This is a genomic window from Myxococcus sp. CA056 (assembly GCF_013336715.1).
GTDB lineage: Bacteria > Myxococcota > Myxococcia > Myxococcales > Myxococcaceae > Myxococcus > Myxococcus llanfairpwllgwyngyllgogerychwyrndrobwllllantysiliogogogochensis.
In genome coordinates, this window is the sequence record NZ_JABUMT010000025.1 from 22,330 (window position 1) to 37,128 (window position 14,799).

Below are 14,799 nucleotides of genomic sequence, written 5' to 3' on the forward strand. Positions count from 1 at the left end.
ATCCAGCGCTTGAGCGTGTCCCAGCTCAAGAAACACAAGCTGTGCCCCCGTGCTTGGTACTTCGCCAAGGTGTTGCGGTTGCCCGAGCCGACCACGGGGGCACAGCAGGTCGGCACCGAAGGACACGCCCAGCTTGAGCACTACCTGTCGACGGGCGAAGACGTGCTCGGCGCGTTCGCGAAGGCGGGTGCCCATCTCCTGCCGACTCCCGGCCCCGACCTGCTCGTCGAACAGCCTCTCGACGGTGCCCCGCCACTGACGGCGGGTGGCATCCCCTTCACCGGCTTCATCGACCTTGTAGACGCGCGACAGCTCGCCTCCGACGGCGTCCTGCGAATCACCGACCACAAGTTCACGAGCAACGTCGTGAGAAACGCCGCGACGCCCGAGCAACTCGCCGATGCCAACACGGAACCCGGCCTGCAAATGGTCGGCTATGCCGCGTGGGCACTCAGCCAGGTCGAGCGATTCCCGGGCCTGCGCGAGCTGGAGCTGGAGCACCTCTACTACCAGACCCGAGGCCAACGCCTTGCCGTGTCCGTCGTCGCCTCCGTGCCTGTCGGGCACGTCGCGCGCGAGTGGCGGACCAAGGTCGAGCCCCAGGTCGAAGCGATGAAGGCGCACGCGCAAGCCGCCCGAGCTGCCGACGTGCCCGCGAACTACGGCCCCGCCTGCACGAAGTACGGCGGGTGTCCGTTCATGGCGAAGTGCCTCACAGGAGAGAACAAGACGATGTCCCTGCGTGACAAGCTGCTCAGCAAGCCTTCCGAATCCGTCCCCACCACCGTTGCCGCGGTTGACCTGCCCGCCGTCCTGCCGCCCGACGCGCCCCATCCCACGCCCGTCCAGGTGGCCCCCGAGGTCGCCGAGCAGCCCGCGCCGAAGCGCCGAGGGCGCCCGCGCAAGGCTTCCGAGGCCGAGCAGCTCTCCCTCACACCTCCGACGTCCAAGAGCGACCTGCGCGTTCTCTTCGTCGACTGTGTGCCGACCAAGCATGACGGGCCGCGTCCCGAGTCCCTCACGGGCTACGTCGACGACATGCACCGCAAGGTCGCCGAAGCGGGCGGCGTCGACGACGTGCGCTTCGCGGGCTCCGATTCGTCGCTCGGCTTCGGGAAGTGGCGAGGGGCGCTCGCGATGGCCGCGCGTGCCGAGCTGCCCCCTCCAGGCATCTACACCGCGCTCGGGGTCGCCCAGTCGGAGCTGATGCAGGTCATCGTCGAAGCCCTCGAACCGTCCTTCGACGTGGTCGTTCGCGGCATCCGCTGACAACACTTCACCGGCCCCGTCGGCTTCGGCTGGCGGGGCACTTGCCCTTCCCAGCATGAAACTACTCCACCGGCTGAACCCGGGCGCGGCGACTCTTGCCGAGCGCCCCGTTACCGCTGCGCCCGCTGCCCTCGCGAAGCTCACGGGGGACCGCGCCACCATCGCGAAGGGGCAGCCCGTTGGCTGGTCCCCAGACCTTGCGCGTGTGCTCAGCCTGAAGCGCAAGAACCCGGCGTTCACTCACCGCGCTTTGTCACTTGTGATGATGGAGGGCACTTTACGCGCGCCTTCGGGAACACGCTGCATCTGTGAGTCACTTCGGAAGCGCTGCCCTACGTCGCTCCTCCCCGTGCAGCGATTGGCGCTCAGCGAAGCCGCGCGCACGGGTGGCGGGCTCTTTCCCATCGGCGTGGGGCACGGGAAGACGCTGATTGATCTCCTGCTGCCGCTCGTGATGCCTGAGTGCAAGGTTGCCGTGTTGCTCCTGCCCTCGAACCTCCGCGCGCAGCTCATCGACGTTGACTGGCACTACTACGGCGGGCATTGGCGCTTGCCCAACCTCGCGGGTGGCAGGTGGTTCCGACCTGGCTTGCCCGTCCTCCACGTCATCACTTACGAGAAGTTCTCGACCCAGGAAGGCACGGACCTCCTGACGCGCATCCGGCCGGACCTCATCGTCTGCGACGAGGCCCACAAGCTGAAGGACCGCAAGAGCGCGCGCACCGGCCGCTTCCTTCGCTACCTGGAACAGCACCCCGACACGCGTCTCGTGGCCCAGTCGGGCACGCTGGCGACGAGAACGGTCAAGGACTACGCCCACCTCGCGGAGTACGCCCTACGCAACGGCAGCCCGCTTCCGCTCAAGCAGCACGTCGTCGAGGAGTGGGCATCGGCACTGGACCCGGGGCATGTCGTCGCGCCTCCTGGGGAGCTGCTCAAGCTCGTCGACCCGTCGCACCCACTCGCCCCGCTCGAAGGTGAGAACGAAGCCGAGCGCGAGCGCCGTCGGGTGCGCGATGCCTATCGGCGCTGGCGCAACGCGACCCCGGGTGTCGTGGCGACCGACGAAAGCGCCGTCGGCATGTCGCTGGTCATCCGCACACGCGACCCGGGCAAGGTGCCCGACGAACTGCTCGCCCACATTCAAACGGCGCTCGGCGGGCAACGCCCCGACGGCGAAGAGTTCGTCGACGAGCTGCAACGGGTCGTCTGCGCGCGGCAGCTCGCCAGCGGCTTCTTCCACCGTTGGCGTTACCCGGCCATTCAGGGAGTGCCGCAGGACCCCGAGCTGATTCTTCGTTGGTTCTCACGCCGGCAGGAGTTCAACCGGGAGCTGCGCGAACGCCTCAAGCGCCCCGCCGAGCACCTGGACTCCCCGGGGCTTCTCGTGCGTGCCGCGATTCGCGCCCACCAGTCCCCGCCCTATGACGGAGACCTGCCGACGTGGAGCGCGGTGTCCTGGCCCACCTGGGGCGAGATTCATAAGCGCGTCGTCCACGTCACGGAGGCCGTGTGGCTGTCCGACTTCATTGTGAATGACGCGGCGGAGTGGGCGCTACGCAAGGGACAGCCGGGAATCGTGTGGGTGGAGTTCCCGGAACTGGGTGAGCGCATCGCGAAGGCGGCGGGCGTGCCCTTCTACGGCGGTGGCCCGGAAGCGTCGGCGACCATCATCCGGGAGAGTGGGAAGCGCTCCATCGTCGCGTCACTCCGCGCGCACGGCACCGGGAAGAACCTGACGATGTTCTCGCGAATGCTGTTCGTGAGCCCGCCAGCAGATGGGGCCGCGTGGGAACAGGCCATCGGCCGGTGCCACCGACAAGGGCAGCTCGCCGACGAAGTCGAGGTGGAGCTGTACCAGCACACCGACGAACTTGTCGGGGCCTTCCAGAAGGCCCGCGACTTCGCTCGGTTCATCGAGCAGACTGAAGGCACGCAGCAGAAGCTGTGTTTCGCGGCTTTGGCTGAGTAGCATTCCAACAAACTCAGCAACCGATGACGGAACGAGCGAAGGCGGACAGCAGGCATCGTCTTCGGGTTCCTCTTCCGCGGATGCTGAGTCACGCTCTTCCTCTGCCTCTATCTTCACATTCTAGGGAGGCTCTTAAGTCGCTCCAGCACTTGCTCGCTAATGTCATAAACAGATTCGCGAGAGGCGTCCGGAGTAGCGAATGCCTTGGCGTCAAAAACAAGATCATATCCGGCTTCTCTTGCAATTTCATCCACGACACCTTGAACGACTTTCATTGTTACCTTAAAGATCTCGGACTTGCGGCGGGCAAGATTCGTCTCGTATTCTTTAGCCTCCGCCAGGAGTTCGATGCGCTTTTGTTCGATTTTTATCTTGGCCATTCCTTGTTCGTCAGCTTTGGCCAGACGTCCTGCTTCGGCGTCATAATCTTCCTTCAGCTTGTTCAACCTCATTGCGGAAGGCCTAAGTTCGTTCTTCAGTTGCATGGAGGCGAACTCAAGCTGGGGTGATTCCATAAGAATCCTGTTTGCGTCTACGACTGCAACCTTCTTAGCTGTTTGGATGTCGACTGAAGCCGTCATGACCAAAACTCTCTCTTGCATCAATGATGCACATATGTGTGGACATTAGGCGGATGGGCTCCTGACCCCTATTCACTTCGCGTTTCCAGGTCGCCCACAGCCTTATTCTCGTCTCCAGGTTAGGCTAGGGTGTCTACCGGCAGAGGCGCTAGTGGGTCCGGCCTGAGGTGTTATGTCGCGGGCAGAGCCTGGGGTCCTGGGCCATTGTCAAAATCCGCACGCATTTACGTGGGGTCAGCGCATTTCGCCGCTGACGCAACCCAAGCCGAAGGGCCCACGTAACATGAACAACGCACTGACGAAGATCGCCACCGCGCAGGCTGCGGCGGGTGGCCGCTATCCGCGCTTCGGGCGCTACCTGCTCGAAGTGGAAGTCATCCGGACGAAGGAAGGCTTCAAGGGTGACTCGGCCATTGCCGAGCTGAAGGTCCGGGAGTCCGACCCCTTGCCGGGTGGCGAGTCGCCGAACCGGCCCGGTGAGTCGGTCGACTACGTCGAGAACCTCTCGGACCAGAAGAAGGGCGGTGGCGGGCGCTTCAAGTCCTTCCTGATGGCGCTCGTGGGTGGCGAGGAGTACGAGTTCGCCAACCCGGCCGCGCTGAAGAAGTTCTTCGACGAGCGGCAGGCGGGCACCCACCTCCTGATTCGGTGCGAGGTCTACCCGAAGCAGCTCCCCGCGAAGGATGGTCTGCCCGGCAAGGTGCTCAGTGGCTACCGCTGGACGCACGTCGAGCTGAACGACAAGCAGCTCGCCCAGGTCGAGCAGTCGCGCAAAGCCAGCAAGCTGCCCGCGCTCGCCGACGCCCTCTACTGACCTGACGTCCGGCGGCGCTCCTCCCGTCGGCGGATGGCCCACGACACGGGCCGCTCTCCCTTTCCACAAGGCATTCCGTGAACCTCTGGTCGTTCGACACGGAGACGCGGCTGATTCAGCCCGGCTTGCTTGCGCCCCCTCTCGTCTGCGGCAGCATCGCGACGCGCGAACTCGGTAGCGAACGGCTGCTGGACAAGGAACAGGCCCGACAGTTCTTCCGCAAGGCCATCACCGCCCCCGACACCGATATCGTCGGCGCGAATCTCCCCTACGACCTCGGAGTGATGGCGGCGGATGACCCGCGCCTTGTTGCTCCCATCTTCGCGGCGCTCGATGCCGGACGACTGCATTGCGTCCAGGTTCGTGAAGCCCTCATCGACATTGCCCGGGGCATGTACGGCGTCGACCCGTCCACTGGCCGGAAGCTCGACGATGACGAGGGCGCCCGCTATCCGCTCGCGCTCCTCGTCCAGCGTCACCTGGGGCTCGACATCAGCGAGGAGAAGAAGAATCCGAAGGCATGGCGCCTGCGCTACGGAGAACTCGACGGCGTCCCTGTTGAGCGCTGGCCCCAGGAGGCAGTGGAGTACCCGAAGCGCGACGCTCGCTACACGGTCGACGTCTACTTGCGGCAGGAGGCCATCGCCCGGGAGGCTCCCAACGGCGGCAACCTGCATGCCGAAGCCGACCAGATGCGCGCCGCGTTCGCGCTCCACCTTGCCTCAATCTGGGGCCTGCGGACGAACGGCGCATCGGTGGCCCAGCTCCGTGAGCGCGTCGAGCGAGAGTGGAGCGAGAACCGGGCCAAGTTCCAGGCGGCAGGCATCTACCGCGACGATGGGACGAAGGACTCGAAGCGCCTCGCCTCGCTCGTAACTGCCGCCTATGACGGGCAACCTCCCGTCACAGCGCCCAGCGACCGATTTCCCGACGGCCAGGTTGCGACGGACCGCGACACGCTGCTCGGCTCGGGTGACGTGCTCCTCGAAGACCTGGGCAAGAGCGGGCGCGTCGACAAGTACAAGTCGACCTACCTGGGCGTCGTCGAGGCCGGCACAGAGGCCCCCATCAACCCGCGCTTCAACGTGCTGGTGTCCACGACGCGCGTCTCCAGCGACTATCAGCAGCTCCCCCAGAAGGGCGGCATTCGCGAGGTCCACGAGGCCCGGCCCGGGTTCGTCTACTGCTCGGTCGACTACGGCGGGCTTGAGCTTCGCACCATGGCTCAGCGTGCCATCTGGGAACTCGGCTTCTCGAAGATGGCGGACGCCCTGAACAGTGGGCTCGACGTCCACACCCTTGCCGCGGCCGAGTTCCTCCGGGCGAACTACGACGAGCTGCTCGCGAAGGTGAAAGCGAAGGACCCCGTCGCGGTCGCCTTCCGCCAGCTCGCGAAGATTCTCAACTTCGGCAAGGGCGGCGGGATGACGGGTGGCTCGCTCGTCTACAACGCGCGCGCGAAGGACCGGGTTTCGTTCTGCCTGCTTGCGAAGCGCGCGGACGTCTGCGGTGTCGAGCGCGTCGTCGTGCACGTCCAGCGCAAGCCGAAGATGGTCTGCCGGGCGTGCGTCGAGGTCGCGAAGGAGCTGGACACGAAGTGGCTCAACGCGTGGCCCGAGCAGCGCGAGCTACAGCACCGGGCGAAGTCGCGCACCTACGGGGGCGGGTTCGCCGACGTGATGATTCCGGGCGCCAACATCCTGCGTGGGGCATGCGGCTACACCCAGATTCTCAACACGCCCTTTCAGGGCCTCGGGGCCGTCGGGTGCAAGCGCGCGATGTGGCGCGTCAGTCGCGAGATGTACGTCGAACGCAGCTCGCCTCTCTACGGCTCGCGACTCGTCCTGATGGTGCACGACGAGCTGATTAGCGAGCTGCGCGCCGACGACCCGCAGCGGTTGCACGACGCAGCCGAGCGCAAGGCGGAACTCATGCGACAGGCGATGAAGGAAACAACCCCCGACCTGGCACCGGCAATCGAAGCCGAGCCCGCCCTATCCCGCATCATGTCGAAGGACGTCGCCACCGTGCGCGACAGCTCCGGAAGGCTGCTCGTCTGGGAGGCACCCGCGAAGCGCGCAGCCTGAACCACGCCCGGAATCCGCACCCATTTAGGGAGCACACGCGCTCTCTGGATGGTGCAACGGATGACCTCAGTTTCCCCTGCGCGACAGCTCCTCGTGGCGCTCGACCCCGGGCTTCGCGAATGCGGTGTCGCGCTCTTTGACTTGGAGTCGGGCGAGCTGCTCGCAGCGGGCATGCCCACGAATGCCGAGCGGAAGGCCCGAGGGCTTCCGGCATGGGCTCGTATGGCCGAAGGGGTGGCCACGTTCGTTTCGTCGCACCTGGAGCCGCTCAGGGCCGCAGGTAGGGCCGTCTCCATCACCGTCGCGAGTGAGTGCCCCCAGGTCTACACGGCCGGCAAGAGCAAGGGCGACCCGAACGACCTCATCGAACTTGCCGGTGTCGTCGGCCGAGTCGCGGGTGCCCTGGGGGCCACCTCGGAACAGAGCTACCTGCCTCGCGAGTGGAAGGGAACGCTCGACGGCGACGTGATGGTCGAGCGCATCAAAGCGCGCCTTGGCGAGCGCCCGCATGAACACCTTCGCGTCCAGCTCCCTCGCGCCCAGGACAAGCACCACAACGTTTGGGACGCGGTTGGCATCGGCCTTCACGTCGTCGGCCGACTCGCGCCCCGGAAGGTCTTCCCCAGGTGAGCACCATGCATCCTCCCGAGTTCCTCACCGTCGACGAGGCCGCAGCTCTCCTCCGCGTGAACCGAAAAACGCTCTACGAGTCGATTCGGTTGGGGCAGGTGCCGGGGGTCGTTCGCATCGGGAAAGCCCTCCGCATCCGCCGCGCCGCACTGGTAGAGTCCGGCCCGGGTAAGGGCCGCGATTCTGCGCTTGGGAGTCGACGATGAGCGTCAGATTGCGGAAGTGGACGACGAAGGAAGGGAAGTCAGAGGAGGCGTGGCAAGTGGACTTCGTGTTTCAGCACGCAGACGGACGGAAACAGCGAGTCGTGAAGTTCTCGCCCGTTCAGACCCGTCGGGGTGCCGAGGCATACGAACGCGACTTGCGGAGCGCACTCCTCAACGGGACCTTCGGAAAGGAGAGCAAGCAAGAGGAGGGGAGCGCGCCTACGCTGGCAAATTTCGCGCCGCGATTCCTCACCTACAGCGAGAACAACAACAAGGCTTCAACGGCAGACACCCAGCAACGACACCTGGAGAACCACATCATTCCGTTCTTCGGGGAGATGGCACTGGATGACATCGGCCCGGCGCAAATCGAGGACTTCAAAGCCGCAATGAAGAAGAAGCCCTCGGCTACTCGTGCGCGCAAGGCAGCCCCCACAAAGGCAGCCATTCGCAAGCGCAAGGACACTGCACCCAAGACGCTGGGCAAGAAATTCATCAACAACGTCTTGTCGTCGCTCAGCAAGCTCCTAGCTGTCGCGGAGGAGCAAGAGGTCATCGCGAAGGCTCCCCACGTGAAGCTGTTCGTGAAGGTGCCCAAGCCTGATTTCGACTTCCTGAGCTTTGAGGAAGCCGAGCAGCTCGTTGCAGCCGCTGAACCGGAGTGGCGTCCCGTGCTCCTCGTCGCCCTCAAGGCGGGGCTGCGGCAGGGGGAGCTGATGGGGCTCCAATGGAACGACCTGGACCTGACCCGGAGCCTGTTGAACGTCAACCGGACGATTTGGAACGGCGTGGAGGACTTGCCGAAAAGCGGGCGCGAGCGAACGGTCGATTTGCCCGCGTCCGTGGTGGATGCCCTCAAGGCACACCGGCACCTTCGGGGTCGCTTCGTCTTCTGCCAAGAGGACGGACAGCCACTGACGGCAGGGCTGATGAAGGCTCCGCTTCGTCGTGCGCTCCGGGCGGCGGGCATTACCCGCGAGCAGGGGCAAATCGGCTGGCACGACCTGCGGCACACCTACGGGAGCCACCTTGCGATGAGGGCGGTTCCGCTGAAGGTGATTCAGGAGCTGATGGGGCACGCGACCATCGAAATGACGATGCGCTACGCCCACCTGAGCCCCGACACTCGGAGAGAGGCGGTCTCTGTGCTCGACCGCCCCTCTGTTCCCGAATGCGACATACGTGCAACACGGGCAGTTGAAGCGTCTAACTGCCCGTAACTACAAGGCTAAACTGTGGAGGCGGAGGGAATCGAACCCTCGTCCGAAAGCCTTCGGTCCTTCGACCCTACGTGCGTAGTCCGCGATTTGCTACGTCCTCAAGACTCCCACGGACGGGATTCCTGAAGCCGGTCCTGGAAAGGTCTCGCCACCTCGGGCCCAGGCACCCTTGGCAGCCAGCCCGCATTATGACGGTCGATCCCAACCCCACGGGCCGAGAGCTGGGGGACCGCGCACTAACAGCTGTTTTTAGGCAGCCAGCGCGAGCTCAACGTTGTCGTTGGCTTTTGTGTCTTTGCCGGGTTGGATTTACGAGCTACCTGACAAGCTCGGCACGCGTCTCGAACTTCTATGCCCCCGTCGAAACCGGGTCGCCCCCGGGGTGTTGACTGACTGCCTGCTGCTCTTGCGGCCACCGCTTCGACCGCGTCTTCCTCACATTAACCGCTGACGGCGCCCCGTCAATCCTCCTGAGCGTCCACCACCTCACCTTCTCGCACGAAGGCGGACACTCAGCCTGGAAGTCGCTTCCCCTCCAGCTTCACCGTCGTAGGGTCGCCTCCCCGCTCGGACAGCCCTCGCGCTCCCCAGCGGCCACGAGGACCCCGAATGAGACGACTGCTTCCCCTCCTCCTGCTCGTGCTGGGCACCGCGCTCCCCGCGCTGGCGCAGAAGAGCGCCGCCACCCAGTCCTTCCCCTACACCCTCCAGACGGACAAGCTGCCCAACGGCCTCACCGTCGTGCGCGTGCCCTACCCGTCCCAGGGAATCGTCGCGTACGTCACCGTCGTGCGCGTCGGCTCGCGCAACGAGGTCGAGGCCGGCAAGACGGGCTTCGCCCACTTCTTCGAGCACATGATGTTCAAGGGGACGAAGCGTCACCCCGAAGGCGAGCGCGAGCGCATCCTCGGCACGTTCGGCTTCGACGACAACGCCTTCACCACCGACGACATCACCCTGTACTACTCGTACGGACCGACGGCGGGCCTGCCCCAGCTCATCGACATCGAGGCGGACCGCTTCCGCAACCTCGAGTACTCCGAGCCATCCTTCCGCACCGAGGCGCTCGCGGTGCTCGGCGAGTACCACAAGAACGCCGCGGCCCCGTACCTCAAGATGGAGGAGACGCTCAACGCCGCCGCCTTCACGAAGCACACGTACCGTCACACCACGCTCGGCTTCTACGACGACATCAAGGCCATGCCGGAGGCCTACCAGTACAGCCGCGACTTCTTCGAGCGCTGGTACACCCCCGACAACGCCATGCTCTTCATCGTCGGCGACTTCGATGACGCGCAGGTGATGAAGCTCGTGCGCGAGCACTACGGCCCGTGGAACCGCAAGACGTCCACCATCACCGTCCCCACCGAGCCCGCGCAGACGCAGCCGCGCACCGCCCACGTCGACTGGCCGCAGCCCACCCAGCCGCGCCAGGTGCTCGCGTGGCACACGCCCGCAGCGTCCGCCAACACCGCTGACTCCGCCCTGCAGACGGTGCTCGTGGCATACCTCGTCGGCCCCACCAGCCCCGCCTACAAGCAGCTCGTCCTCGAGAAGCAGCTCGTCGAGGCCATTGGCAGCGACTACTCCGAGCACCGCGACCCGCACCTCTTCACCCTCACTGCCACCCTCAAGGACGAGAAGGACCGTGAGCGCGTGCGCCTGGCCCTGCTCCAGGAGGTCAGCAGGCTCGCCGCCGGCAAGGTCGACGCCGCCCGCGTCAAGGCCATCCAGGACAACGCGCGCTATGGCGCCCTGATGGCCCTCCAGACGCCGCGCGAGGTGGGCATCCAGCTCGGCTGGTACGCCGGCATCCTCGGCACTCCGGATGGATTCCAGCGCCAGCTCGCCAATCTGGCCAAGGTGACGCCCGCGCAGCTGTCCGACTTCACCAAGCGCTACCTCAAGGCCACCAACCTCACCCAGCTCAGCCTCACGCCCAAGGTCGATGCCGCCGGAGGGACGAAGTGATGAACGCCAAGGCCCTGCTGTCCCTCACCGCCCTCTTGTCCCTCGCCGGCTGCGCCTCCACGCCGAAGCCCGCGCCCGAGACGACCCCTCCCGCCACGACGGAGACTCCGGCCACACCTTCCACCGCCGAGAAGACCCCGGCGGCCCCGAAGGAAGTGCCCGTCGTCCCCTTGAAGCAGCCCAAGCCGCTGGAGCTGGTGGTCCTCGCTCGCCCGGACACGCCCATCATCACCTTCCGGCTCGTCTTCCACACGGGCTCCATCGATGACCCGAAGGGCAAGGAAGGCCTCACCGCGCTCACCGCCTCGCTGATGGCCGAGGGCGGCACGCGGAAGCTCACCTCCGCGCAGTTGCTCGAGGCGCTCTTCCCCATGGCCGCCGAGTTGGAGGCCTCCACGGACAAGGAGTTCACCACCTTCTCCGGACGCGTCCACAAGGACTTCCTGCCGCGCTACCTCGACATCTTCACCGACGTGCTGCTCGCGCCCCGCCTGGACACCTCCGAGTTGGAGCGCCTGCGCGCCAACGCCGTCAGCGACGTGGAGAACGGCCTGCGCAGCGCCAATGACGAGGGGCTCGGCAAGGTCGCGCTCGATGCGCTCATCTACAAGGACCACCCCTACGCGCACTACACCGGCGGCACCGTGCAGGGCCTCAAGTCCATCACCCTGGACGACGTGAAGGCCCACGCCCAGCGCGTCTTCACGCAGGACCGGCTCGTCGTCGGCCTCGCCGGCGCGGTGGACGACGCGCTGAAGCAGTCGCTGCTGTCGCGCCTGGGCACCCTGCCCGCCACGGGCGCGCCTCGCGTGACGCTGCCCACCCTGCCCACCACGGCGGGCCGCGCCGTCATCATCCAGAAGCAGACACTCTCCACCGCCGTCAGCATGGGCTACGTCAACCCGGTGCGCCGAGGCGACCCCGACTTCTTCCCGCTGGCCTTCGCGCTCACGCACCTGGGCGAGCACCGTCAGTCCATCGGCCTGCTCTTCAACGAGCTGCGCGAGAAGCGCGGCCTCAACTACGGCGACTATGCCTACGCCGAGCACTTCATCGAGGACCCGGGCACCACCTACAACCGCACCAACATCGCGCGCACCCAGCAGGACCTCACGCTGTGGATTCGCCCGGTGGAACCCGGCAACGCGATGTTCGCCACGCGCGGCGCGGTGTACTTCATGGACCAGCTCGTCAAGGAGCCCATCCCGCAGGAGCGCTTCGACTTGATGCGTGGCTTCCTCCAGGGCTACTCGCGCCTCTGGGAGCAGACGGACCCGCGCCGGCTGGGCTACGCCATCGACTCGCTGTTCTACGGCACGCCTGACTTCCTGGAGCAGTACCGCCAGGCGCTCACGAAGATGACGCCCCAGTCCGTGCAGGAGGTGCTGCGCCGCCGGCTCCACCCCACGGGCCTCAACTTCGCCTTCGTCACCCAGGACGCGGAGAAGCTCGCCGACGCCCTGCGCACCGGACAGCCCTCACCCATCACCTACGCGTCCGACAAGTCCCAGGAGCTGCTGGCGCTGGACAAGGTCATCGTCCCCTACAAGCTCCCCGTGAGCCCGGACGCCATCACCGTCATTCCCGCGCAGTCCTTCATGGAGAAGTAGCGCAGGGCTGTATTTTGCCCCGAGGGGTGGGTCATTTGTTTCCGCCCCTCGGGACCGGATGGTATGAGCTGCCATCATGCGAGGCACCAGCTCCGGCCACTCTCCACGGTGGCGGCCCCTGAGCGGCTCCGCCGTCCGATTCGTCCTGATGGGCCTGCTCCTGGCCTCGGCGGCGGTCCACGCGGAACACGACCCCTTCTCCCGAGGCTTCGACGCCGTTCCCGTCAAGCCCACGCCCGCGCAGAACAGCGGCATCGCGCTGGAGGGCACGAGCAACAGCGAGCCCGTCGGCAGCTTCCGCGGCGCGCTGCTGTTCGACTTCAACTGGCGCATCCTCGCCCTGAAGCTGGGTGACGAGAAGCTGGGCGACCTGCTGCCATACCGGCTCGACGCCCACCTGCTCTTCGCCTACCAGCTCCATGAGCGATTGGAGCTGGGCATCGACCTGCCCTTCACGCTCCTCCAGGGCGACAACTTCAATCTCTTGAGAGATGCGCTGGACGCGCCGGACTTCCCGGGCGCCGCCGGGGTGAGCCGCACGACGCTGGGCGACATCCGACTGGTGCCGCGCATCCATCTGCTGGACCGCGAGAAGTTCCCCGTGGGCCTTTCGCTCATCGCGGAGGTCCGCGCGCCGACGGGTGACGCGGACAGCTTCACGGGTGAGCGGGGCTTCGTCTTCGCGCCGCGCCTCGCGGCGGAGCAGCGCTTCGACGTGCTCCCCATCCCCATCCGCGTGGTGGGCAACGCGGGTGTGAAGCTGCGCAAGCATGCGCAGTACCTGAACCTGTTGGTGGACGACGAGCTGACGCTCGGCGCCGGCATCATCGGAGAGCTGCCCAACATGGGCCGCTTCACGGACGTGCAGGCCACGGCGGAGATGCACCTGGGCACGCCGCTGGTGCGCCCCTTCAACTTCGACCAGTCCGACTCGCTGAAGACGCCGTGGGAGCTGCTCGTCGGTGCCCGCGCGAAAATCTGGGGCAACTGGGGACTGGAGCTGAACGTAGGCCGGGGCCTCAACCTCACCACCGGCTACGGGCGCGAGGCCCTGCGCGTCATGTTCGGGCTGCGCTACGACGAGCGCTTCCAGGACTCCGATGGCGACAACGTGCCCGACGTGAGGGACCGCTGCCCCAACGAGGCCGAGGACAAGGACGGCTTCCAGGACAGCGACGGCTGCCCCGACCCGGACAATGACGGCGACGGCGTGGTGGACGGCGAGGACAGCTGCCCCGACGTGAAGGGCCTCAAGGAGCGCAAGGGTTGCCCCGAGGTGGACACCGACGGCGACGGCATCACCGACGAGTTCGACAAGTGCCCGGACAAGCCCGGCCCCAAGGACTACGACGGCTGCCCGGACACGGACGGCGACGAAGTGCCCGACAACGAGGATGACTGCCCTGAGCAGTTCGGCCCGCCGGAGAACAACGGCTGCCCGTTCGACTCGCCTCCGTACGTCTTCGTCGAGTCGGACCGCATCCGCATCAAGGGCAACGTGCTCTTCGAGACGGGCTCCGCCGTCATCCAGAAGCGCTCCTATCCGCTGCTGGACGAGGTGGCGACGGTGCTCCGGAAGAACCCCACCCTGGGGCCGGTGCTCATCGAAGGCCACACGGACAACCGGGGCTCGCGGCAGCTCAACATGGGCCTGTCCGACAAGCGTGCGCGCTCGGTGCTCGAGTACCTCGTGTCCAAGAGCATCGACCGCAAGCGACTGAGCTCGGAGGGCTTCGGCTTCGACAGGCCCATCGCCACCAACGACACCGCGCTGGGTCGCGCGAAGAACCGCCGCGTCGACTTCAAGCTCGTGCGCTCCGAAGTGGAGACCGAGGGTCGGGAGACCGTCGTCCCGGCGGGACAGCAGCCTCCCGCTGGCAAGCAGGCCCCGGTGACTCCGGGCGCGGCTCCCGCCGGCAAACCCACGGGCGCGACGACACCCGCGCCGGGAGCGGCCCCCACGGCGAAGCCTCCGGCGACGGACGGCAAGCCGGCGACGACTCCGGGCTCACCTGCTCCCGCGGCGAAGCCCGCTGCTACGGACACCAAGCCGCCGCCACAGACACCCGGGAAGTAGTCGGGTCACCGTCGAGAACCGAGGCGCCCATGTCCAACGAGGACATCGGCGCCTTTCTCATGCGCATCGTCGGGCCATGAAGCGGGATGAGGCGCCCTTGTCCAACGAGGACATCGGCGCCCTGCTCATGCACGTCGTCGGGCCATGAAGTGGGGCGACGCACTCTTGTCCCACGAGGACATCGGCGCCCTGCGCATGCACGTCGTCGGGCCATGAAGTGGGGCGACGCGCCCTTGTCCCATGAGGACATCGGCGCCCTTCTCATGCGCATCGTCGGGCCATGAAGTGGGATGAGGCGCCCATGTCCAACGAGGACATCGGCGCCCTTCTCATGCGCGTCGTCGAGCAATGAAGTGGGACGA

11 protein-coding genes and 1 other RNA gene are annotated in these 14,799 nt (G+C 66.3%); 10 read left to right on the forward strand and 2 right to left on the reverse strand.

The window, feature by feature from the left end; genetic code table 11:
• Positions 1 to 15 precede the first annotated feature (15 nt).
• Both HUA76_RS43985 and HUA76_RS43990 read left to right on the forward strand, forming a co-directional pair.
• Entirely contained in the window at positions 16 to 1,269 is a 1,254-nt protein-coding gene (locus tag HUA76_RS43985) for a PD-(D/E)XK nuclease family protein (protein WP_371823620.1), read from the forward strand.
• A 55-nt stretch (positions 1,270 to 1,324) separates the two neighbouring features.
• Complete coding sequence (locus HUA76_RS43990; protein ID WP_174464336.1) at positions 1,325 to 3,241, forward strand: helicase; 1,917 nt, start codon at positions 1,325 to 1,327, stop codon at positions 3,239 to 3,241.
• A 113-nt stretch (positions 3,242 to 3,354) separates the two neighbouring features.
• Here the strand turns inward: HUA76_RS43990 and HUA76_RS43995 are convergent, their stop codons facing one another.
• The gene (locus HUA76_RS43995; protein WP_371823619.1) at positions 3,355 to 3,843 is read right to left on the reverse strand and encodes an OmpH family outer membrane protein; all 489 of its coding nucleotides are present in this window, start codon (positions 3,841 to 3,843) and stop codon (positions 3,355 to 3,357) included.
• Between the two features lie 262 nt (positions 3,844 to 4,105).
• Here HUA76_RS43995 and HUA76_RS44000 point away from each other — a divergent pair, with 262 nt between their 5' ends.
• The 5 genes from HUA76_RS44000 to HUA76_RS44020 all read left to right on the forward strand — a co-directional run bounded on the left by HUA76_RS44000 (position 4,106) and on the right by HUA76_RS44020 (position 8,779).
• Complete coding sequence (locus HUA76_RS44000; protein WP_174464338.1) at positions 4,106 to 4,636, forward strand: hypothetical protein; 531 nt, start codon at positions 4,106 to 4,108, stop codon at positions 4,634 to 4,636.
• A 77-nt stretch (positions 4,637 to 4,713) separates the two neighbouring features.
• On the forward strand, positions 4,714 to 6,723 hold the full coding sequence (locus HUA76_RS44005; RefSeq protein WP_174464339.1) for a DNA polymerase I: 2,010 nt from the start codon (positions 4,714 to 4,716) through the stop codon (positions 6,721 to 6,723).
• 234 nt (positions 6,724 to 6,957) lie between these two features.
• Entirely contained in the window at positions 6,958 to 7,353 is a 396-nt protein-coding gene (locus tag HUA76_RS44010) for a hypothetical protein (RefSeq protein ID WP_254614899.1), read from the forward strand.
• 5 nt (positions 7,354 to 7,358) lie between these two features.
• Positions 7,359 to 7,559, forward strand: a complete 201-nt coding sequence (locus HUA76_RS44015) for a helix-turn-helix domain-containing protein (protein ID WP_174464341.1) — start codon at positions 7,359 to 7,361, stop codon at positions 7,557 to 7,559.
• Positions 7,556 to 8,779, forward strand: coding sequence for a site-specific integrase (locus HUA76_RS44020; protein WP_174464342.1), 1,224 nt, complete (start codon positions 7,556 to 7,558; stop codon positions 8,777 to 8,779). Before HUA76_RS44015 ends, HUA76_RS44020 begins: the two co-directional genes overlap by 4 nt.
• Before the next feature lie 13 nt (positions 8,780 to 8,792).
• Here HUA76_RS44020 and ssrA read toward each other — a convergent pair.
• Positions 8,793 to 9,158: a transfer-messenger RNA gene (gene ssrA / locus HUA76_RS44025) on the reverse strand.
• 230 nt (positions 9,159 to 9,388) lie between these two features.
• On the opposite strand from ssrA, the gene HUA76_RS44030 reads away from it, so the two are divergent.
• The 3 genes from HUA76_RS44030 to HUA76_RS44040 all read left to right on the forward strand — a co-directional run bounded on the left by HUA76_RS44030 (position 9,389) and on the right by HUA76_RS44040 (position 14,437).
• Positions 9,389 to 10,750 (forward strand): pitrilysin family protein, encoded by a 1,362-nt coding sequence (locus HUA76_RS44030; protein ID WP_141644258.1) that lies wholly within the window; start codon positions 9,389 to 9,391, stop codon positions 10,748 to 10,750.
• Complete coding sequence (locus tag HUA76_RS44035) at positions 10,750 to 12,360, forward strand: pitrilysin family protein (protein WP_174458103.1); 1,611 nt, start codon at positions 10,750 to 10,752, stop codon at positions 12,358 to 12,360. Before HUA76_RS44030 ends, HUA76_RS44035 begins: the two co-directional genes overlap by 1 nt.
• A gap of 76 nt (positions 12,361 to 12,436) precedes the next feature.
• On the forward strand, positions 12,437 to 14,437 hold the full coding sequence (locus HUA76_RS44040) for an OmpA family protein (RefSeq protein WP_254614900.1): 2,001 nt from the start codon (positions 12,437 to 12,439) through the stop codon (positions 14,435 to 14,437).
• Positions 14,438 to 14,799: the final 362 nt, after the last annotated feature.